This is a genomic window from Thalassospira sp. UBA4513 (genome assembly GCF_002388495.1).
Taxonomy (GTDB): domain Bacteria; phylum Pseudomonadota; class Alphaproteobacteria; order Rhodospirillales; family Thalassospiraceae; genus Thalassospira; species Thalassospira tepidiphila.
In genome coordinates, this window is sequence record NZ_DGMR01000022.1 from 42,370 (window position 1) to 65,966 (window position 23,597).

Here is a 23,597-nt window from a genome sequence, read left to right on the forward strand (position 1 = left end):
GCTGGGTATTAATGAACGACCAAATGGAAGATATCGGCGACATCGGCGATGAAAACCCGCTGATCCTGGTCGAGGATATCGCCCGCACCAACCAGTGGCATCTGGAACGCCGCAGCTCGGACGAGATTGTGGTCGAAATTCCGGCCCACTGGTGCACCTATCTGGTCTATTTCACCTGGCGTGAAGATGCCGAGGCACTTCATATCGCTTGCTGCTTTGATCTGTTCGTGCCCGAACCGCTGCGCCCGCGCATCTACGAACTGGTTGCGAAATGTAACGAACAACTCTGGATCGGGCATTTCGGTCTGTGGCTGGAAGAAAACATGCCGCTGTTCCGCCACACCCTGCTGTTTGGTGGCGATGTTCCTCCGATGGTCGAACAGTTCGAAGAACTGATTGATATCGCGCTTTCGGAATGCGAACGTTTCTTCCCGGCGTTTAACTTTGTCCTTGGCCAGGGGAAAACCCCGGACGAAGCCTTGATGCACGCGATGCTCGAACCTGCTGGTCAGGCTTAATACGAAAACCTCTGATAAGCTTGCATTGAAAAGGACGGCAGCATTGCCGTCCTTTGTCGTTTCAGGACTGCTTTTTGCGCCTGTCTCGCTATAATCCCGACCACACGCCAATCATACCCCTCTTGCCCTCTGCGCTGACTTGACCCACCTTGAGAAGATCGCTACGGCATTGCATCATGTGCGTTGATCCCCCACGATCAACCAAACCCGATGGATAAAGCGGAGCAGAATTTATGAATACGCGTCTTTTGCTGGTTGGCTGTGGCAAGATGGGCAGTGCCATGCTCGAAGGCTGGCTGGCCCGCGGCCTTCAGGCATCGAACGTCTTTATCGTTGAACAGACCGAAACGGCTGAAAAGCTTGAAGCGCAATACGGCATCAATGGCGTTCCCGATATAGACCACATACGCGAAGACTTCATCCCGCAGGTTGTGCTGTTTGCCGTCAAGCCACAGGTCCTGCCCGATCTGATCGACGCCTATAAACCGCTGGTGCGTGCCGAAACGGTCTTTTTGTCCGTCGCCGCAGGCAAAACCATCGACTTCTTCGCAAGCCACCTTGGCGAACATGCCCGCATCGTACGCGCCATGCCCAACACGCCCGCCGCGGTGTCGCGCGGTATGACCGTGATGTGCCCGACCGAAAATGTCAGCATCGCCCAGCGCGACATGTGCCAGACCCTGCTTGAAGCCGTCGGCATGGTGTCCTGGATCGAGGATGAAAGCCTGATGGATGCCGTCACCGGCCTGTCGGGCAGTGGGCCTGCCTATATCTTCCATCTGGTCGAAGCCATGGCGCAGGCGGGCGAGGCTGCCGGCCTTCCGGCCGATCAGGCGATGACCCTTGCCCGCCAGACGGTGGTGGGTGCGGGCTTCCTGCTTGATGCCAGCGAAGAAAGTGCCGCAACGCTTCGCGAAAATGTCACAAGCCCCGGCGGTACCACGGCGGCCGCACTCAATGTTCTGATGGATGCGAAAACCGGCCTGCCCGATTTGATGACACGTGCAGTTGCCGCCGCCCGTGACCGGTCCAAGGAACTGGCAGGCTAACACCGCCCGTCACCCAAGACACCCAACCCAAGGAGAACATCATGCCACCCAAAAAGGATATCCCCAATCTCCTGATCGATGCGGCCCTGAAGCTGGCCGCAGAAAAGGACTGGCATGATGTCACCCTGATTGATATCGCCACCGAAGCCGGCGTTTCGGTTGCCGAATGCTACGACCATTGCAGCAGCAAGGGCGATCTACTGCGTCGCTTTGTCAAACGCGTTGACCGCGAAGTTTTGGCCGATATCGACTCTGAGGATTTCAACGAACCCGGTCATGACCGCCTGATCGCGGTGATCATGGCGCGGTTTGATATTCTCTCTGATTACCGCCCGGCCCTTCGATCGATCATCAATGCCGGGGGTGACCTTGGCCCGGCCGACGGGCTGCGCGCAATCAAGACCCATTTTGGCGCCATGCGCTGGATGCTGGAGGCCGCCGGTTTTCAAACAGCCGGCCTGCATGGCAGCATGCGGGTTGCGGGCTTGACGGCGGTTTACGCCAAGACCTTCAAACACTGGCTTGATGATGACAGCACCGATTTTGGCCCGACCATGGCCTACCTTGATCGCGAACTTTCCAAGGCCGCCAATTGGGACCGTCAGGTTGAAAAGGGTCTTGGCAAAGCATCATCGATTTGTGGTAAAATAAGGAAACGGTGCCGGAATTTTTCGATCAAAAAATCACCGTCTAAGGGTGACAACAGCCCTGCCGATGCACCATCAGATCAGGCGACGTCAACCACGGCCAACAGCTAATTCCCTGATCTGAAACGCAAAAACCCGCTATACACCCAAGGTTATGATTTTGACATAAAACAATAACCTATAAGTTTTTGTGCAGTGCAAAATAATCCTTGACGACGGGCGATCATTCCGGCATATTGCAGTTGAATTTGTGCGGCGCACAATAGCGCCTCATTGCATATCTGTCGCAAACTAATGGAGTGCAAACCATGACCGCCGCAAAAAAGGCAACCAATCCGTTCTTTGATCTCGACTTCACCAAATACACTGCGGATTTCAAAGTTCCGGGTGTAGACGTGAACGAAATGATGGCTTTCCAGCGTAAAAACGTGGAAGCCCTCACCAAAGCCAACAAGGTGGCCTTCGACGGTTTCCAGGCTGTCGCTCAGCGCCAGAGTGAGATCTTCAAAACGCTGCTGGATAAAGTTCAGACCCAGGGCAAAGATTTCGCTGCTACTTCCGCTGACGACCCGATGGCTTCGGCTGCAAAACAGACCGAAGCTGCAAAAACGGCTTACGAAGAAGCCCTTGCAAATGCCAAGGAACTGTCAGGTCTGGTAACCAAGTCACAGGAAGAAGCGCTTGCTCTTCTGCAGACTCGCTTTACCGAATCCCTTGACGAATTCAAAGCTGCTATCGAAAAGACCGCAGCTTCGAAATAACAGCTTTGGCTGTTAAATTCCCGTAATCTACTTGATGGCAGGGCCTTATGGTCCTGCCATTTTTCTTGTGCCCGGTGTTCTTTTTCACGACTGTTTTTGCTCAAACTCCGGAATTCATATCGCGTTGATGGTTTGGGCTTACCAGAAACATTCGATCTTACTAAGCTGACTCCAAATTAAGGAGACAGCTATGAGCACTGAAATCAGTTTTGATGATTTCCTGAAGGTCGACATTCGGGTCGGCACCGTGATCGACGCCCAGGAATTTCCCGAGGCCCGCCGCCCAGCACTCAAGCTCTGGGTCGATTTCGGGCCCGAGATCGGGACAAAGAAAACATCGGCCCAGATCACCAAACACTATACACCCGAAAAGCTGATCGGCCGTCAGGTTGCCGGTGTGGTCAATTTCCCCAAAAAACAGGTCGGCCCTTTCATGTCGGAATTCCTCTGCCTTGGTTTTCCCGACGGGGATGACGATAAGGGTATTGTCCTGATCCGCCCGGATCAGGACGTGCCAAACGGGTCGCGCCTGTTTTAGAGACCCTTGCGTTAGGCACAAAAGAAAAGGACGGATATCGTCATTGCGATACCCGCCCTTTTCCCGCTCGTGTCACGCTCCCGGCAGGGTTAGCGTGCCAAAATGCCCGATGCTTCTCGTGTCTGCCCGACAATTGCGGAAACGTCTTCGGATGCCTTGACCATCTCCTTGAACGCATGTTCTGAAGATTCAAGGGCGGTCTGGACGCTGCACAACTCACCGCTGACCTGATTGGTCACGTTGGCCTGCTCCGCAACAGCAAGCGACACCACGGCAACCCGGCTGCGCATCAAATCGATGTCGGTTCGAACGGTCGAAGAAATGCGCGCGTTTTCACTGATGCACTTTTCCAAAATGTTGATCTGTTTGATGATGGCTGCATCATCGCGGGCACAATCGCGCAAAACGTCCACCGCCTCTTCAAGGGCTGCAATCGCACAATCACTTTCGATGGCGTGATCAAATGCCTGATCGGCAACTGATCGCATTTCCGTCATCCGCTCGGCTGTTTCATCGACACTGCTGACAAGCCGTGCGCCAACCATTGTACTGACTTCGAGGTGGGCATACGCCTTGCGCCATGCAACCGACACATCGTCATAACTTTGATCAATTCTGCCAACGCTTTGATCTGCCGCGTCACAACCGGCTTCAAGCGTGGTTTTCAACCGGGTCAACGAGGTAACCTGATCGGTGATGTCGGTCGCAAATTTCACGACCTTGCAAACTTTTCCATCCGCACCGTAAACCGGGCTATAGCTTGCTTCAAACCAGACCTCGCGACCGTCCTTGCCAAAACGCTTGAACTGGCAGGCCCGGTTTTTGCCCTTTGCCAGCGCTCGCCAGAATGCGCGGTATTCGGGACCCGCAGCATATTCGCGATCTACAAACATGCTGTGATGCTTGCCGACGACTTCAGACAGGCAATAGCCCATAGCAACAAGGAAGTTGTAGTTGGCCGTCAGGATGTTGCCCTTGGTGTCGAACTCAATCACGGCCTGGCTATGTTCGATTGCATCGACCTTGCCCTGCAGATCCGCAAGGCTTTCGTGGCGTTCAGTAACATCAACACCAAGCCTGAGAATGCGAACAACATTGCCAGTGCAATCTTTTACCGGACCAATGCTCTCTTCCACCCACTTGCGCTGACCGGTCTTGGTGACCCACGGCAGAATGACGCGTTTGGTTTTCCCGGCCTTCAAATCGACCCAGCAAAGCCCATATTCCGGCGCATCGACAACATCGTCAGACAAGAACATCGAATGGTGCTGACCAAGAACCTCGTCTTCGTCATACCCGGTCAATGACAGGAAATTGGCATTTGCACGAACGACCTTGCCCGTAAGGTCGAACTCGACAACGGAAAAGGATGCATCGACCATACCCGGCACACCCGGGAAGATATCGGTAGGCTCAACTGGGATGGACGTCAGCGAATTCATGGACATCTCCGGCTTCTCGGAACAACTCTGAACATCATCTGTTTGATGCGCCGAGTATCGCCGCGTCATGACCAACGCGACATCCCCATTTGGGGAGGTATATATACCAATGTATATTACATAGTATAATTACCGAATTTCGCCCAAACAAAAAAGGCAGCACCCGACGGATGCTGCCTTCTGATCTTTCGGCCAAAATGTGGCTGGATGCTTATTTCTCGACAAACGCCTTTTCGATGACGAAGTGGCCCGGTTCGTTCATGTTGCCTTCCTTGCCACCCCACTCAAGAAGCATCTTGCGGGTATCGGCAATCATCTGCGGGTTGCCACACAGCATGAAACGGTCGTTTTCAAGTGTCGGCTTTTCCAGACCAAGGTCGTCATAAAGCTTGCCCGATTCCATCAGCTCGGTGATACGGCCCTGATGCTTGAACTCTTCGCGGGTGACGGTCGGATAATACAGAAGCTTGTTCTGAACATCTTCGCCGAAGAATTCGTTGTTTGGCAGTTCGCTGTGAATGAATTCCTGATAGGCCAGCTCGCGGACTTCGCGGCAACCATGCACCAGGATCACCTTCTCATAGCGCTCGTAGGTCTCGTAATCGCGGATCACGCTCATGAACGGCGCAAGGCCCGTACCGGTCGACAACAGCCACAGGTTCTTGCCCGGCAAAAGGTTGTCATGGATCAGGGTTCCGGTCGGCTTGCGCCCGACCAAGATCTTGTCGCCAACCTTGATGTGCTGCAAACGTGATGTCAGCGGACCGTTCGGCACCTTGATCGAGAAGAATTCAAGTTCTTCATCATAATTCGCACTGACCATCGAATAGGCGCGCAAAAGCGGCTTGCCATCAACTTCGAGGCCGATCATGGCGAACTGACCATTGATGAATCGGAAGCCCGGATCACGGGTGGTCTTGAACGTGAAGAGAGTGTCAGTCCAGTGGTGGACATAGGTGACGGTTTCTTCGTTTAAATTGCTGGCCATAACGCTACATCAATCCGTTTCGTCTGTCTGAGTGTGGAACCGTGGCGGGAAACACGGAGTATATATCCCGGCACGCATTCCATGCCAAGTTGCCGCGATTTAACATCAATCAAGCGTATATCGCAAGCAAACAATCAAAATTTATTGTCATTTTGTGTGAATTACATAATTTTATGTATATTTAGTGTGAAATACCCTTTTGCGTTCCACCCGCCCCTAGAACGATTTGGTTTCACGCCAATTGATCTCTGTGCGATTTGATAAGCCCGCTGGCCACCTGATGCAATGACACATCGCAATGAATGCGGGCGATGTTGGTGGGTAATGGCTCGTCTCTCACGTCTGTGTGTCTGTTGGCGTTTGACCTTGTCGCACAGATCAACGCTTCATAAGATCAGGCTATATCCATAAACAAAAACAATCAGGAAGCGCCATGTCGTCGAACAAGCCTCTGACCACAGATTTCATTCCCATTCCGCTCCCCGACTATCGCGAATATGACGTGGAAGAAATGCGCACCCGCGCGCAAGAATTTTACGACGACATCAAAACCCGCCATACCGTCCGCGATTTCTCTGAGCGCCCCGTGCCACGCGACATTATTGAAACCTGCATCCGTGCTGCGGGCACCGCACCAAACGGGGCCAACCATCAACCCTGGCATTTTTCGGTAATCGGCGATCCGGCGATGAAACGCAAAATCCGGCTGGCGGCAGAGGAAGAAGAACGCGCGTTCTACGAAGGCCGTGCTGGCGAAGAATGGCTCGCTGCCCTCAAACCACTAGGCACAGATGACGCCAAACCCTTTCTGGAAACCGCCCCCTGGCTGATCTGCATTTTTGGTGAACGCAAAAGCACATCAGCCGACGGCAAACTTCGCAAAAACTATTACGTACCGGAATCGGTTTCGATCGCCACGGGGTTCCTGATTGCCGCCCTGCACCGCGCCGGCCTTGCCACCCTGACCCACACGCCAAACCCGATGAGCTTCCTGACCGATATCTGCGGTCGCCCGGATCATAACAAGCCCTACATCCTGCTGGTCACAGGCTACCCGGCACCAGATGCCACCATCCCCGCCCACGCGACCGAGAAAAAGGACCTCTCGGAAATCGCGACCTTCTTTTGATAACCTGCACCGCTGAAACAAAAAGCCCCGCCGTTCAATGGCGGGGCTTTTGCAATTTAATGTGCAGACCTTAATGCCCGATCGGCAGAACCAGGCGCACGCGAAGCCCACCGCCCGGCGCATCTTCAAGCAAGACCTCGCCGCCATGACCACGTGCGGAGTCACGTGCGATGGTCATGCCAAGGCCAACTCCGCCGGTCGCCTGATTACGCGACTCTTCAAGACGGTAAAACGGCTTGAAGACCTCTTCGCGTTTGTCGGCCGGAATGCCCGGTCCGTCATCGTCAAAGACAATCTCGTAATCCTGCCCGCGACGCCCGGCGCGCACCGAAAGGTTTGTCGCATACCGCCCGGCATTGGACATGATGTTTGCAATACAACGTTTCATCGATTGCGGGCGCAGCTCCATCTCCAGGCTGTCTTCGATATGAAGATCAATCTGCTGCCCGTCACGTAATGCCTCGCCAACCTGATCGGTCAGAAGCTTGCCAATATCGGTCAGAACCGCCTTTTCGCCCTCTTCGCCGCGCGCAAATGCCAGATAGGCATCGACCATGCGTTCCATGTCGATGACATCCTGTTTCAGGGCATCAACACCGGGCGAACTTTGCTGCATGGCAAGTTCAAGCTTCATGCGGGTCAAGGGCGTACGCAAATCATGCGACACCCCGGCAAGCAAGGCCGTGCGCTGAGATAAATGCCGCCCGATGCGATCACGCATCGACATAAACGACGTCGCCGCCATACGCACCTCAGCCGCTCCTTCGGGCTTGAAGTTATCAACATCAACACCGCGCCCGAACTGATCAGCCGCCTTGGCCAGACGTCGGATCGGACGGACCTGATTGCGCATGAAGATCACCGCCACCCCATACAGGATCAAGGCAGACCCCGCGATCCACATAAAGAAGATATAGGTGGTCGAGTTATACAGGCGCTTGCGTGGGGCGATGATCGACATCACCCCGTCTTTCAGTTGGACGCGGATTTCAAGTTTGCGGTCATCAATGTCAAGGTCAAAGAAGAACGGTCGCTGCAGGCGTTCATCCAGGGCGACATACAATTCCTCGGACACCAATCCAAACGGCGGTTCAGTAATCTGACGTTCAAGGATCGCGTCACGCTCGAAAAAAAGGTCGAGCTCCATGCGTGCGCGTGCCGTGTTCTGAATCCACTCGTAATGGTCCGGATCAGGATACTGGCCAAGATAGTCGATCACGAAAACAACATCCCCGGCAAGCCCCCGACTCAGTTGCCGGGCAACCGTATCCCAGTGCCGTTCAAAGAAGATCAGCACGGTCACGATCTGCAACAGCAGCATCGGCGTCATCAGGATCAGAAGCGACCGGCCCAAAAGCCCCGTCGGCATCAATGACTTGATCCGTCCGTTCTGTTCGCTACCCACGCTGCTTATCCCTGTCCGTTTTCATGGTCGCTCATCTTGCGTTCCTCAATCCGTATACAGGACATAGCCCTGACCACGTACTGTCTGCAAGTATCTTGGTTGCTTGGGGTCTTCTTCGAATTTGCGCCTAAGGCGGGTAACCTGCACATCAATGCTGCGCGACGCGCTAGGATCAGTGGCATTGCCGCTGATCATGCCCTGAAGTTGCTCGCGCGATGTGGTCTGCCCGCGTCGTTTGACAAGCGCTGCCAGCAAGGCCTGCTCAGCCGTCGTCAGATAGATATGCTCGTCCCCACGTTGCAGGATCATGCGTGTCATATCAAACCGGAACGTGCCAAAGGATGCCGTATTGTCAGATGGGTCCGACGATACGGCATGCTCCGGTTCGGGCAACTCGCCATAGCGACGCAGGATTGCCTCGATACGAAGCACCAGTTCGCGCGGCTCAAACGGTTTGGCCAGATAATCATCCACCCCGGCTTCAAGACCTGCGATGCGGTCTTCTGTCTCGGACAGTGCGGTAAGCAGCAGGATCGGAACCTTTGATCCGCTTTCACGCAGGCTGCGCGCCAGATCAACACCCTTTTCGCCGGGCATCAGAACGTCCAGCACGATCAGATCAAACTGCAATCCCGCAAGGCTGGCACGCGCATTCGCAGCATCACGTGCGGCAGATACGTTAAAGCCGTTCTCGCCCAGATAGCGGGTAAGAAGGTCACGCAAACGGTCATCATCATCGACCACAAGTACATGTGGCTGATCAGCACCGGTCATCGGATTTCCCTGGGTTCAGGATCGCTGGAGAACAATTTGGCTGCAAAGTCTTTCAAAAGCGTAAGCATGACGACGTCAAAATTATGACAGATCTCACACCCGCCTCACCCGGCACGGCGGCGCAGGCCACCGGGGCCATCATCCTCGAACCGCTTGCGGTCCTTTTCATCCATCATGCCCATCATAACCTTGCGGAACCCCTCGACCGATTCAGCCCCGGCCTCGCGATAGGCCGCCGCAATCAGGGCACGCTGCTGTTCGGTCAATTCGCGCTCAAGCGCCTCACCCTTTTCAGTCAGGGTCAGCAAACGCTGGCGCCGGTCCTGCACACCGGTCTTTTGTTCGATGAAACCTTCGCGCACCAATTGACCCAGCACGCGCGACAAGGACTGCTTGGTGATCTTGAGAATCGACAACAGGTCACTGACCGTAATACCGGGGTTACGGCTCACGAAATAGATGACCCGATGGTGGGCGCGACCAAAATTATATTGCGCAAGCATCTGGTCCGCGACCTCGGTGAAATCACGGTAGGCATAGAACAGCAATTCAATGCCTTGCCTAAGCTCTTCTTCCCTCAGGAAAAGAGGGTTGACCTTGCGTGTAGAGATATCTGCCATGCTTATCCGTTATGTCAGTTATATTGACACATTAATCTATGAATGTTACCCCGACCAGACAAATAAGGACATAAAGTTACGTCCAGGAACGTTCTTGAAATGGAATTTGGCAAATGACAGCTCCGACCTTTGATAACCGTGATGGTTATATCTGGTATAATGGTGAACTTAAACCATGGCGTGAAAGCACTTTGCATGTGCTGAGCCACGCTGTCCATTACGGGAGTGCGGTTTTTGAGGGCGAACGTTCCTATAACGGCAAGGTCTTCAAGCTGGCCGAACATGGCGAACGCCTGATCAAGTCCGGCGAAATCCTGGACATGAAAATCCCCTATAGCGCCGCTGAACTCGATGATGCCGTCATCGAAACGCTGGCGGCCAACGACATTACCGATGGCTATATCCGCCGTATCGCCTGGCGCGGCAGCGAGATGATGGGCGTTTCGGCCCAGACCACGCGCATCAATGTCGCCATCGCCTGCTGGGAATGGCCAAGCTATTTCAAGCCGGAAGAACGCCTGAAAGGCATTCGTCTGGATCTGTCGAAATGGGCCCGCCCGGCCCCGAACACCGCACCGACCAACGCCAAGGCTGCCGGTCTTTACATGATCTGCACCCTGTCAAAGCACGAGGCAGAGCGCAAAGGCTATGCCGATGCCCTGATGCTTGATTACCGTGGTCAGGTTGCCGAGGCGACCGGTGCCAATGTGTTCTTTATCAAGGATGGTCAGATCCATACGCCGAAGCCTGATTGTTTCCTGGATGGCATTACGCGGCGCACTGTCATTGGCCTTGCCAAGGCGCGTGGCTATGAGGTGATTGAGCGCGCGATCATGCCTGAGGAAATGGAAGGCTTTGAAGAATGCTTCCTGACTGGCACCGCGGCCGAGGTCACGCCGGTGGCGGAAATCGGGCAATATACCTTCACCCCGGGTCAGGTCTGCAAGACCATGATGGAAGACTATATGGCGCTGGTGCGCGGCGAAAATACGGCTGTCGCCGCTGAATGATTTTTTTGAATAATCAGATCGATTATTCACATTTTTTGAAAAACACCCCGGATGTTTCACACCGGGGTGTTTTTTATTGAATTTTGTCGCATGACAAAATTTTACCCGGCAAAGGATGTAATCGGGTGTGCGCGTCCTCACATTGTGGCAATCACCACCAAAACATCGTGACCGGACCACCGCATGAGCCCCCAGACTGGTGCCAACAGGCCAGCAGACAGAACCAGAACCGGCATGCTTGTTGCCCTGATTGCTGCGCTTTACTCATTTGCCGATTTCGGCAGCATCAGCGCAGACGCCACAGAAACCATCGACATCCGCTTTCCGGTGCGCGAAAGCGAGTTTGATACGGTTTTTTCCTGCCAGAATGACAGCAATCCGGACTGCCGGTCCTGCCTTGCCAATCGCCCCGACAGTGCGTCGCTGGTGATGTATTCCATCTTGCAGGAAGCGCTGAATGCCGGGGGGCTTGCCGCCAGGGTACAGGTCGTGCCATCGCCCAATTCCGAACGCAGCCGCAAGATGGTCAGCGAAGGCTTTGCCGATATCAAGTCAGACTGGGATTTTAATATCGATGCGGATCCTGAAGTCTTGAAATCGCTGCCGATCCTGCGCCGAGGCGAGGTTGAGAAAGGCATTTATGTCAGTCAGGATACCTTCGCACTTAGCAGTGATACACCCGTTTCCGATGTGCATCACATGAGTGCGGTGTCCATTCGCACCTGGCGACTGGATTGGGAAGTGCTTGAAAGTCTGGCCCCTGCAAGCCTGACCAGTGCGGCGACCAAGCAACAGATCTATGCGCTGATCAATGCCGGTCGGGCCGACTTTACCTTGCTGGAATTTTCAAGCGGACCCGGCATGGTGCGCAGCAGTGACGGGATACGGTTATACCCGATGCCCGGCGTCAAGGTGATCCTGCCCGCCAGCCAGCATTTCATGATTTCGCGCGCATTGCCGAATGCGGAAAAGATTGTTGCGGCGCTCAATACCGGGATCGATGCCCTGCACGCCAACGGGTTCATTCATCAGTGCCTGACAAATAGCGGCATCATCAATGAACAGGTCCGTGATTGGCGCATCCTGAACCCGACGGAAGATCAGGTCGCGCACCATAAAACCGTCCCGTCAAACTGAGCGGCCCCGCCCCGGCAGCAAACACGCCGCAATCCTTAAGTATGAGGATTATAAATCGCTTGTTTTTCAGACGGATACGCGGGATTGCCGCCCTTTGCCCCGCCGCCAGACGGACCGCTGACAAGGCGGAATATAAATCCTCATACAATTAAAAAGCGCGTCAGAGGCAATGCGGTGTTTCACAGCACCTTTGCGACCGTGCCACAAAATGATCACATTGAAATCCGGAACGAGAGCAGGTCACAGCCGTTGGTAAGGTGTAATGCCCGACACCAATGAAAGGAGCGACATTATGCCTGCGATTGATACCGCAAAGATCCTGATTCTTGCCACCGATGGCTATGAACGGTCTGAACTGCGTGTTCCGCTTGAAAAATTGTCAAACCACGGGGCCGACGTCAAAATCGCATCGCCCAAATCTGATCCGATCAAAAGCTGGGATAAAAGCGATTGGGGCGATACGGTCGATGTCGATGTCGAAGTCAAAAATGTCGATATCAAAGATTATGACGCGCTGGTCATCCCCGGCGGGCAGATCAACCCGGACCTGCTGCGCAATGACGAAGCGTCTGTCAGTCTGGTGCGCGAGTTCGTCGCATCGGGCAAACCGGTTGCCGCCATTTGCCACGGCCCGTGGCTTCTGATCGAGGCTGGCGCACTGCGTGATCGTCATGCAACGTCATTTGCATCGATCAAGACCGATATGCTCAATGCCGGTGCGCTGTGGCGTGATGAGGCTGTGGTCTGCGAAGACGGCATTGTGACGTCGCGTTCGCCGCAGGACCTTGATGCCTTTGTCAGCAAAATCGTCGAGGAAGTCAGCGAAGGCACGCACCACCAGCTTGCTGCATAACATCGCGCCGGACGGTTTATAGACCCTCAACGCAGCGGACGGATGGCAGCCACCATCCGTCCGTTTTGCGTTGTTGGGCATATGTGTTTTTGACGCCTTTACAAGAGTTGAGGCAGCGCCGACCCGCCGTCCCACATGGCTGGCCGACGCTGCTTCTTACTCCCCTCGCGGGAAGCGCTGTTTGTCTTCGAGTTCGTTCAGATCCATGTGATTGCGCATGTAACGTTCCGAGGCCTTTTGCAGCGGCTGATAATCCCACGGGAAGTAGGAGCCGTTGCGCAGCGCCTCATAGACAATCCAGCGACGTGCCTGACTTTCGCGGACTGCGGAATCAAATGCCTTAAGATCCCAGCGCGCAGTACGCTGGGCACGGAATGCTTCAAGCTGGTCGGCGCACGCCGGATCGGTTGCAAGGTTGGTGAGTTCCCTGGGATCGGCGTCAAGGTCAAACAGCTGTTCGGGATCAAGCGTGCAATAGGTGTATTTCCATTTGCCTTCGCGGATACAGACCAGCGGGGCATAGGACCCTTCGGCGGCATATTCCATCAGGACCGGTTCGGTACGCGCCTTGCCAGCCAGCATGCCACACAGCGACATGCCATCGGTCCAAGGGGCGACTTCATCCATTGAAATGCTGGCAAGATCGGCCACGGTCGGCGTGACATCAAGGCTTGAGACCGGGTCGGTATAAAGACCTGGCGCAATGCCCGGTCCGGCCATCATCAACGGCACACGGGCCGAGCCTTCAAAGAAGCTCATTTTGAACCACAGTCCGCGTTCGCCCAGCATATCGCCATGGTCAGAGACAAAGATGATGATGGTGTTATCGAGCTGACGGGTGGTTTCAAGCACCTCCATGATCTGCCCGACCTTGTCATCGATATAGGAGATGTTGGCGAAATAGGCCTGACGGGACCGTCTGACATCTTCCTTTTTGATGTCAAAGGCGGTGTAGTCACTGGCCTTCATCAGGCGCTGGGAATGCGGGTCCTGATCCTCGAAATCAAACGGTGCGACTTCGGGTTCGAGTTCCGGGCAATCTTCATACAGATCCCAGAATTTCTTGCGCGCGACATACGGGTCATGCGGATGGGTGAAGCTGACCGTCAGGCACCACGGGCGTTCATCATGACCGCGCGACAGGTCATAAATCTTATGCGTCGCGTTATAGGCAACCTCGTCATCATACTCCATCTGGTTGGAAATCTCGGCGACACCGGCACCGGTGACAGAGCCCAGGTTATGATACCACCAGTCAATCCGTTCGCCCGGTTTGCGGTAATCCGGGGTCCAGCCGAAATCAGCCGGGTAGATATCGGTGGTCAGGCGTTCTTCAAAACCATGCAACTGATCGGGGCCAACGAAATGCATCTTGCCCGACAGGCAGGTATAATATCCCGCGCGGCGCAAGTGATGGGCATAGGTCGGAATGTCTGATGAAAATTCGGCGGCGTTGTCATAGACCCGGGTGCGATTGGGCAACTGACCGGCCATGAAGGATGCACGTCCCGGCGCGCAAAGCGGCGAGCCTGTATAGCAATTGCGGAAACGCGCCGAGCGATTTGCCAGTTTGCGCAAATGCGGCGTATGAAGGAAATCCGCAGGACCATCGGGGAACAGGGTCCCGTTTAACTGGTCGGCCATCAGGATCAGGATATTCGGGGACGTCATTTAGTATGCACTCCTTCACAGGGTGCAATCCGCCGATCACCGAGATGGCAGCATTGACGACAAAAGCACCCCTGGGTCGTTTGGTGCGAGACAAAGCAAGCGCAAAACTCCTGCCCCTTTTCGGGTGTCTTTTATCGGGTCTTGTCGTTAATCCGCTTGACCTTGATCGCGTGACCGACATTAAATCCATAAATCAACTTTCAAAGAAACCCGGTGTTTTTTAATCACTTCCATAAAGAATTTTTATAATGCAAAGACCCCTCGACATTGGCTGGCTGAGAATTTTTGAAGCGGTCGGGCGGCTTGGCAGCCTGACACGGGCCGCCAATGAGCTGGGCTTGAGCCAGCCTGCGGTGACCTATCAGATCAAGCGGGTCGAGGATCAGCTGGGCGTTTCACTGCTGCACCGGTCCCAAGGCGGCAGTCGATTGACCGATGCTGGCGAAATCCTGTTTGAGGCGGTGAAAACCAGTGTCGAGAGCATCGACAAGGCTGCGCGCGACACCCGGCGCACCACGCAGGATCACGCGGTGCGGATCTTTACCGATTTCGGTTTTGCCGCCTTCTGGCTGATGCCACGCGTGACCGATTTCCGCCGTCTGCATCCCGAGGCCGAAGTCCATATCATCGCATCCCAGGGCCTTGATGATGCGATGGCGCGCGAAACCGATGCCGCCATGCTGTTCGGGGCGGCGGACGATTTCCCCGATACCGCACAGTTGCTGATCCCCGAGCGGGTAGTACCGGTTTGCACGCCGGGCTTTCTTGAACGCTATGGTCCGTTTGATGATCCGGCCAAGTTTGCCCGCGCCCCGCTTTTGCATCTCGAAGTCGCAGGCAAGTCACGCTGGTTGACATGGGAAAGCTGGCTTGCCGATCACGGGATTACCCGCAAACCTGCCCAGGGCGATCTTGGGCTGAATACCTATGGCTTTGTTATTCAGGCTGCCCTTGCCGAACAGGGTGTGGCACTGGGCTGGCGCGGATTGGTGGATCATCACCTTGAACAGGGCAGCCTCGTTGCCATCGGACGCGAAGTGGCGCGTGCCGATCGCGGATACTGGGTGGTGCCGGGTGCATCTGTCAGCAATACCACCACCACGCTGCTCAGTTGGTTGATCAACGAGACGTAATCCGGTGGTTAGCGTTAAACACTGACTTTGGAAAGAACCACCTCTTCAGCCAAAGCGATGCCCTTCGGGGATAACACGCAAACACCATCTTTTTTGTATTCCAGAATCCTAGACGAGTGCATTCCTCGAAGAATTTTCTTCATATACGACTTATTACTGTATTCAATAATATTGAACATTTCCTCATCAGAGATTGATTTTTTCGAGTACAATAAAAAAAGTATTTTTTCCTTTAAGGACAGTCCATCTGCGATAATTCTGATAACGTCACCTTCTTCCCACATTCCTTCTACAGCGCGTTCAACAATATGATCGACAATTTGTGAAGTTTCATCGGGACTAACCGAAGAATTCACGCGCACAAGATCCGCCAAAATCCATTTAACAGCTGAGAGAACAAAGGTTGCATCCATATGATTGGGGCTTATCGACGATATGTGCCCAACACCCCGTTTATTCCTGATCCCGTATATGACCAGAAGCAACCGAGGAATGTGGATCCTGTAGGTTTCTTCGCCTTTCGCTCTTTCATACCTCTTCATTTCTGGGTCATTAAAATTGGGAAGGTTTTTACCCAAAGGTGTATACGCGCCAAACAACTGAAGCTCGATAAAGCGCCTCACTGCCTCCACGAAATGGCCAGCATCTAACTCACTAGCCTTCCAAGATTTTAGGAAATAGCTTTTCTCTACTTCCTTATAAGAATCGATGATGACATCAGATATTTCTTGATTAGACGCCGCAGCTAGGATCGAGCGAACTTTATGCTCCATTCAACCCCTCCAAGAGCGCCTCAGCCTGCTCGACTCCGGGTATAGTTAGCTTGCAAACTTTATCAGATGAATTTCGCTTTCCATCAACTATCAGATATTCTTTAGCATTCCTGAGAGTTGCGGAGAAATTTGATGGATCAAGGCAACTTTGCTCTTCACAGACATCGCGTATCTCTTGAGACGAAACCGATTCTGCACCCACAGATCGCTTGGCCCACAAATATGCTAGAGCCGTATTTACTGTCTTCTTGGCGGTATTTGCACCCGGAATTTTCTTGATTATCCTCACATGATCTCCTTCGATATGAAAAACTCGGTCATAGTTTTTCCGCTCAATGCGACCGCCTACCTGCTCTTCTTCAGGCAAAGGCGCCGCTGCCGGTGGGGAAGCAATTGCGACATCCGTTGATCTATTGTCCAAACGCTCTCTTTTTGAACTGAGTGCTTCCAAAATAATATCTTTGAAGTTCTCAATCTGTTGCGAGACGAATAACTCGGACCCAGATATTTCGAAGACACCGTCTTCCAACGACAAATGCAATTTAGCCTCTGAATTCCCCATTGCGCTCAACCTCAAAGAACAATTTAAAGAACAATACTCAATCTACATTAGATACACTCTCATATAAAACAAAGAAAATTAGTATTATTGAGGCAACACCGGCCAACGCGAAAATCCAACTGACTGCAAGGATCGAAAACCAAAATCACCAATCAATTCTTTTGCTGTATCCGCCGTTCAGTGTTCCCTAGAGTGATGTTTCGCGCACACCACTTTCGACAGGGGATTTTTCATGTCTGAGCATGGCTATAACAGCGGGCGGTTGAACCTGCCCTTTGTGGGGATTTCGACTTTTTCCAAAAGCCCCTATGTCGAGAACTGGGATGCGATTGATGCCGATGTTGCCATTCTTGGTGCACCGTTTGATTTCGGCACCCAGTGGCGATCGGGTGCACGGTTTGGGCCGCGCGGCATTCGCGAGGCATCGACATTGTTCGCGTTTGGCCATGCCGGGGCCTATGACCATGAAGATGACGTGACCTATCTTGAAGGGGTTCGGATGGTCGATATTGGCGATGCCGATATCATTCATACCGACACGATCAACAGCCACGCCAATATCGAGTTTGGCGTGCGCAAGATTTTGGCGGCCGGTGCCCTGCCCGTGGTTCTGGGCGGCGATCATTCAATCAACATTCCCTGCATCAATGCCTTTTCCGACGAAGAACCGGTGCATGTCGTGCAGTTTGACGCCCATCTCGATTTCGTTGATGAGCGCCACGGGGTGCGCAATGGCCATGGCAACCCGATGCGCCGGGCCATTGAAAAGCCGTGGGTGACGGGCATGACCCAGCTTGGCATTCGCAATGTGTCCTCGACCGCCAAGGAGGGATACGATTATGCTCGCGCGCAGGGATCAGACATCCTGTCCGTGCGGCAAGTGCGCAAGCTTGGTGTCGAGGGTGTGCTGGAACGCATTCCGGCCGGGAAGCGATATTACCTGACGATTGATATTGACGGGTTTGATCCGTCCATTGCGCCGGGTACCGGCACACCAAGCCATGGCGGGTTCCTGTATTATGACGTGCTGGAAATCATCGCAGGCCTTGCCAAGCGCGGTGATATCGTTGGCATTGATCTGGTCGAAGTCGCGCCGGATTACGACCACACCGGGACAACCGCCATTCTGGCAGCACAGATATTGCTTAATACCATCGGGCGGATTTTTGCTGCGCGGAAATAGGGGTTAGCCCGAAGAGCCTGCTGGGCGAGATCCCCGCCTGCGCGGGGATGACGGTGTAAGGCGTTACGGCCAGTTGGCTTCGGGCGGGAGCGACATCAGGATGGCTTCGGTGTTGCCGCCGGTCATCAGGCCAAAGCGCGTGCCACGGTCATGGAGCAGGTTGAACTCGACATAGCGGCCGCGCTTGATCAGTTGGGCGCGGCGTTCGTCATCGGTCCAGGGCTTATTGTAGTGGCGCTTGACCAGTTCGGGATAGATATCGCGAAACGCCCGCCCGACATCTTGGGTAAAGGCAAAGTCGGCATCCCAGTCGGCATCGAGATAATCATAGAAAATCCCGCCAACGCCACGCGGCTCGTTGCGATGGGGCAGCCAGAAATATTCGTCGCACCATTTTTTGAAGCGGTCGTAATAGTCATCGCCATGGGCATCGCAGGCGGATTTAAGCGCACCATGGAAATCAGCGGTGTCCTTTTCCTGCGGGAAGACCGGGGTCAGATCGGCACCACCGCCAAACCATGCCTTGGTGGTGACGATGTGGCGGGTGTTCATGTGCACGGCCGGAACATGGGGCGAGCATGGATGGGCGACCAGTGAAATGCCCGCCGCCCAGAAGTTGGGGTTTTCATCGGCACCCGGGATTTCCTTGCGAAATTTTTCGGAAAATTCGCCATGCACGACCGAGATATTGACCCCGACCTTTTCAAACACCCGGCCCTTCATGACCGACATCTCGCCGCCGCCCTCGTTTTCGCCGCGCTCCCAGACGGTGCGCTCGAACCGCCCCGGGGCGCGATCGGAAAGCGGACCTTCGTAGCTGTCCTCGAGCGCCTCGTAACTGGCGCAAATGTCATCACGCAATTGGCGGAACCAGTCCTGGGCGGTCTGTTTGCGTTTGGCAATCACGGCATCCTCGACCTTATGGTCGGTGCTCGTCTTCATTGCCTGTTTTGCAGCAATTTTTGCGTCCGTCATTGCGTCACTCACTTGGTTCATTCACTCGGTCGGCTTGCAGGAAAGCCATCGGTCTGTCGGAGCGCCTCGCCCAATGTCATTGCGGTTGCCATGGCGACATTCAGCGAGCGCATTTGCGGCTTCATGGGAATGACGACGCGGGCATCGACATAATCATGGACGCTGTCAGGCACCCCTTTGCTTTCGGAGCCCAACATCAGGATATCATCGGCGCGAAATTCAAAATCGCAATAGGGTTCGGCCCCCTTGGTCGTCAGCAACACCAGACGCCCCGGCACGGTTCCCTCCTGGCGGGCTTCGACAAAGGCGCGCCAGTCGGCATGGCGTATATAATCGGCCTTTTCGAGATAATCCATCCCGGCGCGCTTAAGCGCACCGGAGGTCAGAAGAAAGCCGCACGGTTCGATGATATCGACCGGCAAGCCAAAACAGGCCGCCATGCGCAGAATGGTGCCGGTGTTTTGCGGGATGTCGGGTTCGAATAAACAAATTCTCATGGCTTCTTTTAGAATCGTTGGTGAACAAATGTCGAATCAGTTCATCAGCGACATATAATTACCCGTTAACGCCGCTATTAGACTTTTTTGGAATATGAAGAACTAAAGCCACAAGTCCTTGGCGCACAAAGGGCGCGATACCCGCAATTACGCTATGTTTTACCGAATTGTGCAGCGCAAAACCCAATGATCTTGTTGAATGCAAACAATTTGCAACTCCAAGTTCTCCTTAACAAACCGAATTTTTGTTAGTATACGGACCGTCAAACAGGCCTAAGGGCTTTGAGCGGCAAGATTGTTTGATTTTCATCAATGGAATGTAAACATGAATGCCCTAAGTCTTGGTTTGGCATTCCGCATGCCTGTTTTGGGGGCAGAAAGAGGGATTAATTATGTCGCAAACGGTGCATTCCTCCGGCGAACACCAGCCGGACGAGAACCGCAGGGATTTCCTGACCTTGGCGACCACAGCAGTTGGCGCCGTTGGCGTTGGTTGCGCGTTGTTGCCGTTCGTGGACAGCATGAACCCGTCCAAGGACGTTCTCGCACTTGCCTCGGTTGAGGTTAATCTGGCCAACATCCCGGTTGGTCAGGCAATTAAGGTCATGTGGCGAGGCAAACCTGTCTTCATCCGCCATCGTACCGAACGCGAAATCAATGAGGCCGAAGACGTCGCATTGAACGAACTCGTCGATCCGCAGACCGACGATGCGCGTGTCGAAAAGAAAGAGTGGCTGGTCGTCGTCGGCGTCTGCACCCATCTGGGCTGCATTCCGATGGGCACAGCCACAGGCGAAACCCGTGGTGATTATGATGGCTGGTACTGCCCATGCCATGGCTCGCACTATGATACGTCGGGCCGTATCCGCCGCGGCCCCGCGCCGTTGAACCTTGTCGTTCCGGAATATGAATTCCTGACCGACACGTCGGTCCGGATCGGGTAAGGAGCAGGTTTATGAGCGCACCTCAGTGGAACAACAAAGTGGTCAAGTGGGTTGACGACCGTCTTCCGGTCATCTCCATGTTGCACCACTCTGCATACGAATATCCGACCCCGAAAAACCTGTCCTATATGTGGAACTTCGGTTCCCTGGCCGGTTTTGTTCTGGTGACGATGATCCTCACCGGTATTTTCCTGGTGATGAACTACACCCCCCATACCGATATGGCCTTTGAGTCGGTCGAGCGCATCATGCGTGATGTGAACTATGGCTGGCTGATCCGCTATATCCATATGAACGGCGCTTCGATGTTCTTCATCGTTGTGTTCATTCACATTTTCCGTGGCCTGTATTACGGGTCATACAAAGCACCGCGCGAGATGCTGTGGTGGATCGGTATCCTGATCCTGCTTGCCATGATGGCAACCGCGTTCATGGGCTATGTCCTGCCGTGGGGCCAGATGTCCTTCTGGGGTGCAACGGTTATTACCAACCTGTTCTCTGCCTTCCCGATCATCGGTGATCCGCTGGTGACCTGGCTTTGGGGTGGTTTCTCGGTTGATAACCCGACGCTGAACCGGTTCTTCTCGCTGCACTATCTGATGCCGTTCGTCATTCTGGGCCTTGTTGTCCTGCATGTCTGGGCACTGCATACCGTGCGCTCGAACAACCCGACCGGTGTTGAGATCAAGACCCCGGCGGATGCCATTCCGTTCCATCCGTACTACACGATCAAGGATCTGTACGGCATGGGCGTGTTCCTGATCTTCTTCTCGGTGTTTGTGTTCTTTGCACCTGACTTCCTGGGCCACCCGGATAACTACATCCCGGCGAACCCGCTGGTCACACCGCCGCACATCGTGCCGGAATGGTACTTCCTGCCGTTCTATGCGATCCTGCGGTCGATCGACTTCACCATCTTTGGCATCCCGGCAAAACTGCTTGGCGTGCTGGCGATGTTTGCCTCGATCGTGATCCTGTTCGTTATTCCGTGGCTTGATACCTCCAAGGTGCGCAGCTCGAAATTCCGTCCGGTTTACAAATGGTTCTTCTGGCTGTTTGTGATCGACACCTTCATCCTCGGCTATTGCGGGGCGAAGGCACCGGATGACTACTTCCTGGGTATTCCGGGTCTGAAAGTCATCGTGATGGGTCAGCTTTCGACGCTGTATTACTTCGCACACTTCCTTGTGGTCATGCCGTTGGTTGGAAAAATGGAACGAACCAAGCCGCTTCCTGCAAGCATCAGCGAATCTGTTTTGAAGGAGGGTGCAAATGCGTAAGTTCGCACTGACCGCAATTGCTGCCGCCTTCGCGGTAACCGCATTCACTGGTGGTGCAGCCAAGGCTGCCGGCGACGCGCCGGTGCCCGAGGCACAGGATTGGAGCTGGCAGGGTCTGTTTGGCACGTATGACCGTGCCCAGCTGCAGCGTGGCTTCCAGGTCTACAAGAACATCTGTGCCGGCTGTCACAGCCTGCGCTTCATTGCCTTCCGTAACCTTGAAGGCATTGGGTTCAACGAAGACCAGATCAAGGCGATTGCGGCCGAGTATGACATCGAAGACGGTCCGAATGACGATGGTGACATGTTCACCCGTCCGGGTCTTGCTTCGGATTACTTCCCGTCTCCGTTCCCCAACGAAAAGGCGGCTGCGGCTGCCAATGGCGGCGCCATTCCGCCGGATCTTTCGTTGATGAACAAGGCACGTGTGGGTGGCCCGGACTATGTGTTCGGCCTTCTGACCGGCTATGAGGAAGAAGCACCAGAGGGCTTCGACCTTGCGGACGGGAAATATTACAACCACTACTTCCCGGGTCATCAGATCTCCATGGCACCGCCGCTTTATGATGAAGCGGTCGAGTACACGGATGGCACCCCGATGACCCTGGAACAGCATGCACGTGATGTGACGGCCTTCCTGAACTGGACGGCACAGCCGGAACTTGAAGCCCGTAAGGCGCTTGGCATGAAAGTGATCCTGTTCCTGCTGGTTCTGACGGCAATGCTGTATGCGGTCAAACGCAAGATCTGGCGCGACGTCGAACACTAAGACGTCCTGATCTGCCCGATATTGAAACAGGCCACCGACATTCGGTGGCCTGTTTTTTTGTGCGCTACTCAAACACCCCGAAGCATATGGCGGGCGATATCAATAAGAGAAATAGGACACAACCAGCCGGTCGATCTCGCCGCTTGCGAGCATGTCACTCAGCACGCGATCAAGGGCGCCGACAAACTGGTCGCGGTAGGGCCATTTGCCTTCCGGGTCCGGGCCATAGGCCACGTAGCCAAATTCGTGCCCGATGACCGCGGCTTCGTCAAACAGGCGGGCGACTGCCTTGTCGACGGCCAGTTCGCGCATCCCGGCCAGAATGGCCATGCGTTCATTGACATAACAGTCGACACGACCAGCCATCAGGAAACGCAGGTTGCTTGCGGTGGTATTGGCTTCTTCAAGGGTAATCTCGCCCGCCTCGACCATGTCAAAGAATGCAGGCCCAGCCAGACGATATCCGGCGTTGTTGGCAAAACGTGCCCCTTTGAAATCATCCGGGAAGCGCTTCAGATCGTTGCTTTGCGCGTAATCCTTGCTGCAGATTGCCACGACGGTTTCGCGCAAGATCGGGATGGAATAGCGTTCGATCCAGTCGCGATCCCCGCGCGCGTAAGGCGGAAAGAACCCCATGATCTTGCCATCCTTGAGCAGCTCCATCCCGCGGCGAAACGGCACATTGACAATATCGAGCCGATAGCCCGGCAGGCGATCAAATGCTTCCTGCAGGATGCGGACATAAATGCCTTCGGGGCTCACCCCATCAAGAAACGCATAGGGTGCGTTGCTGTCTTCGGCGTACAGCGTGATGGTGCGGGGCATGTTGCTGTCTTGCACCGGCTCGGCCACGGCGTGCAATGGCAGAAACAGCGCACCGGCAAATAGCGCGCGTCCGGTAAACCTGACTGTGTTTCGCAAAACAGATTTGAATGACAT

At 54.4% G+C, this 23,597-nt stretch carries 25 protein-coding genes; 14 read left to right on the forward strand and 11 right to left on the reverse strand.

What is annotated here, in order from left to right; translation table 11 throughout:
* Positions 1-11: 11 nt before the first annotated feature.
* From B2T33_RS08655 to B2T33_RS08675, 5 genes are all read left to right on the forward strand, one after another.
* On the forward strand, positions 12-518 hold the full coding sequence (locus tag B2T33_RS08655; RefSeq protein ID WP_120224348.1) for a YbjN domain-containing protein: 507 nt from the start codon (positions 12-14) through the stop codon (positions 516-518).
* Positions 519-751: 233 nt separating this feature from the next.
* On the forward strand, positions 752-1,567 hold the full coding sequence (gene proC / locus B2T33_RS08660) for a pyrroline-5-carboxylate reductase (RefSeq protein WP_286791696.1): 816 nt from the start codon (positions 752-754) through the stop codon (positions 1,565-1,567).
* Positions 1,568-1,608: 41 nt separating this feature from the next.
* Positions 1,609-2,325, forward strand: coding sequence for a TetR family transcriptional regulator (locus B2T33_RS08665; protein WP_286791697.1), 717 nt, complete (start codon positions 1,609-1,611; stop codon positions 2,323-2,325).
* A 197-nt stretch (positions 2,326-2,522) separates the two neighbouring features.
* Entirely contained in the window at positions 2,523-2,975 is a 453-nt protein-coding gene (locus B2T33_RS08670) for a phasin family protein (RefSeq protein WP_063088716.1), read from the forward strand.
* A gap of 190 nt (positions 2,976-3,165) precedes the next feature.
* Positions 3,166-3,513 carry a tRNA-binding protein gene (locus tag B2T33_RS08675; RefSeq protein WP_063088715.1) on the forward strand — a complete coding sequence of 116 codons (348 nt, stop codon included), beginning with the start codon at positions 3,166-3,168 and terminating at the stop codon, positions 3,511-3,513.
* A gap of 89 nt (positions 3,514-3,602) precedes the next feature.
* Here the strand turns inward: B2T33_RS08675 and B2T33_RS08680 are convergent, their stop codons facing one another.
* Both B2T33_RS08680 and B2T33_RS08685 read right to left on the reverse strand, forming a co-directional pair.
* Entirely contained in the window at positions 3,603-4,955 is a 1,353-nt protein-coding gene (locus tag B2T33_RS08680; protein WP_286791698.1) for a PAS domain S-box protein, read from the reverse strand.
* A 211-nt stretch (positions 4,956-5,166) separates the two neighbouring features.
* Positions 5,167-5,943, reverse strand: a complete 777-nt coding sequence (locus B2T33_RS08685; protein WP_063088712.1) for a ferredoxin--NADP reductase — start codon at positions 5,941-5,943, stop codon at positions 5,167-5,169.
* 433 nt (positions 5,944-6,376) lie between these two features.
* Here B2T33_RS08685 and B2T33_RS08690 point away from each other — a divergent pair, with 433 nt between their 5' ends.
* Entirely contained in the window at positions 6,377-7,072 is a 696-nt protein-coding gene (locus B2T33_RS08690; protein ID WP_286791699.1) for a nitroreductase family protein, read from the forward strand.
* A gap of 70 nt (positions 7,073-7,142) precedes the next feature.
* Here B2T33_RS08690 and B2T33_RS08695 read toward each other — a convergent pair whose 3' ends face one another.
* The 3 genes from B2T33_RS08695 to B2T33_RS08705 all read right to left on the reverse strand — a co-directional run bounded on the left by B2T33_RS08695 (position 7,143) and on the right by B2T33_RS08705 (position 9,871).
* Positions 7,143-8,477, reverse strand: a complete 1,335-nt coding sequence (locus B2T33_RS08695; protein ID WP_286791700.1) for an ATP-binding protein — start codon at positions 8,475-8,477, stop codon at positions 7,143-7,145.
* 45 nt (positions 8,478-8,522) lie between these two features.
* The gene (locus tag B2T33_RS08700) at positions 8,523-9,251 is read right to left on the reverse strand and encodes a response regulator (protein ID WP_286791701.1); all 729 of its coding nucleotides are present in this window, start codon (positions 9,249-9,251) and stop codon (positions 8,523-8,525) included.
* Positions 9,252-9,355: 104 nt separating this feature from the next.
* Positions 9,356-9,871 carry a MarR family winged helix-turn-helix transcriptional regulator gene (locus B2T33_RS08705; protein ID WP_008889456.1) on the reverse strand — a complete coding sequence of 172 codons (516 nt, stop codon included), beginning with the start codon at positions 9,869-9,871 and terminating at the stop codon, positions 9,356-9,358.
* Positions 9,872-9,984: 113 nt separating this feature from the next.
* On the opposite strand from B2T33_RS08705, the gene B2T33_RS08710 reads away from it, so the two are divergent.
* The 3 genes from B2T33_RS08710 (at position 9,985) to B2T33_RS08720 (ending at position 12,871) form a co-directional block, all read left to right on the forward strand.
* Positions 9,985-10,881: a branched-chain amino acid aminotransferase gene (locus B2T33_RS08710; RefSeq protein ID WP_008889455.1), complete on the forward strand. Its 897-nt coding sequence runs from the start codon at positions 9,985-9,987 to the stop codon at positions 10,879-10,881.
* Between the two features lie 183 nt (positions 10,882-11,064).
* Positions 11,065-12,018 (forward strand): hypothetical protein, encoded by a 954-nt coding sequence (locus B2T33_RS08715; protein ID WP_286791702.1) that lies wholly within the window; start codon positions 11,065-11,067, stop codon positions 12,016-12,018.
* Positions 12,019-12,310: 292 nt separating this feature from the next.
* Entirely contained in the window at positions 12,311-12,871 is a 561-nt protein-coding gene (locus tag B2T33_RS08720; protein WP_286791703.1) for a type 1 glutamine amidotransferase domain-containing protein, read from the forward strand.
* Positions 12,872-13,027: 156 nt separating this feature from the next.
* Here B2T33_RS08720 and betC read toward each other — a convergent pair whose 3' ends face one another.
* The gene (gene betC, locus B2T33_RS08725) at positions 13,028-14,542 is read right to left on the reverse strand and encodes a choline-sulfatase (RefSeq protein WP_286791704.1); all 1,515 of its coding nucleotides are present in this window, start codon (positions 14,540-14,542) and stop codon (positions 13,028-13,030) included.
* 248 nt (positions 14,543-14,790) lie between these two features.
* Here betC and B2T33_RS08730 point away from each other — a divergent pair, with 248 nt between their 5' ends.
* Positions 14,791-15,675, forward strand: coding sequence for a choline sulfate utilization transcriptional regulator (locus B2T33_RS08730; RefSeq protein WP_286791705.1), 885 nt, complete (start codon positions 14,791-14,793; stop codon positions 15,673-15,675).
* Between the two features lie 14 nt (positions 15,676-15,689).
* Here the strand turns inward: B2T33_RS08730 and B2T33_RS08735 are convergent, their stop codons facing one another.
* Entirely contained in the window at positions 15,690-16,448 is a 759-nt protein-coding gene (locus B2T33_RS08735) for a hypothetical protein (protein ID WP_286791706.1), read from the reverse strand.
* Positions 16,438-17,010 (reverse strand): hypothetical protein, encoded by a 573-nt coding sequence (locus B2T33_RS08740; RefSeq protein WP_286791707.1) that lies wholly within the window; start codon positions 17,008-17,010, stop codon positions 16,438-16,440. The genes B2T33_RS08735 and B2T33_RS08740 overlap by 11 nt, the downstream gene beginning before the upstream one ends.
* Before the next feature lie 232 nt (positions 17,011-17,242).
* Between B2T33_RS08740 and speB the strand changes: the two genes are divergently transcribed.
* The gene (gene speB / locus B2T33_RS08745; RefSeq protein ID WP_286791708.1) at positions 17,243-18,193 is read left to right on the forward strand and encodes an agmatinase; all 951 of its coding nucleotides are present in this window, start codon (positions 17,243-17,245) and stop codon (positions 18,191-18,193) included.
* A 63-nt stretch (positions 18,194-18,256) separates the two neighbouring features.
* Here speB and hemF read toward each other — a convergent pair whose 3' ends face one another.
* On the reverse strand, positions 18,257-19,135 hold the full coding sequence (hemF, locus tag B2T33_RS08750) for an oxygen-dependent coproporphyrinogen oxidase (RefSeq protein WP_286791709.1): 879 nt from the start codon (positions 19,133-19,135) through the stop codon (positions 18,257-18,259).
* A 50-nt stretch (positions 19,136-19,185) separates the two neighbouring features.
* Positions 19,186-19,665 (reverse strand): tRNA (cytidine(34)-2'-O)-methyltransferase, encoded by a 480-nt coding sequence (locus tag B2T33_RS08755; RefSeq protein WP_286791710.1) that lies wholly within the window; start codon positions 19,663-19,665, stop codon positions 19,186-19,188.
* A 392-nt stretch (positions 19,666-20,057) separates the two neighbouring features.
* On the opposite strand from B2T33_RS08755, the gene petA reads away from it, so the two are divergent.
* From petA to B2T33_RS08770, 3 genes are read left to right on the forward strand one after another with little or no spacing between them, the layout of a single operon-like run.
* Positions 20,058-20,609 carry a ubiquinol-cytochrome c reductase iron-sulfur subunit gene (gene petA / locus B2T33_RS08760; protein ID WP_008889443.1) on the forward strand — a complete coding sequence of 184 codons (552 nt, stop codon included), beginning with the start codon at positions 20,058-20,060 and terminating at the stop codon, positions 20,607-20,609.
* 11 nt (positions 20,610-20,620) lie between these two features.
* A complete protein-coding gene (locus B2T33_RS08765; RefSeq protein ID WP_063088700.1) occupies positions 20,621-21,889 on the forward strand; it encodes a cytochrome b in 1,269 nt (422 codons plus the stop codon).
* The gene (locus tag B2T33_RS08770; protein ID WP_008889441.1) at positions 21,882-22,658 is read left to right on the forward strand and encodes a cytochrome c1; all 777 of its coding nucleotides are present in this window, start codon (positions 21,882-21,884) and stop codon (positions 22,656-22,658) included. Before B2T33_RS08765 ends, B2T33_RS08770 begins: the two co-directional genes overlap by 8 nt.
* A gap of 99 nt (positions 22,659-22,757) precedes the next feature.
* Here B2T33_RS08770 and B2T33_RS08775 read toward each other — a convergent pair whose 3' ends face one another.
* Positions 22,758-23,597, reverse strand: a complete 840-nt coding sequence (locus B2T33_RS08775; protein WP_197145843.1) for a substrate-binding periplasmic protein — start codon at positions 23,595-23,597, stop codon at positions 22,758-22,760.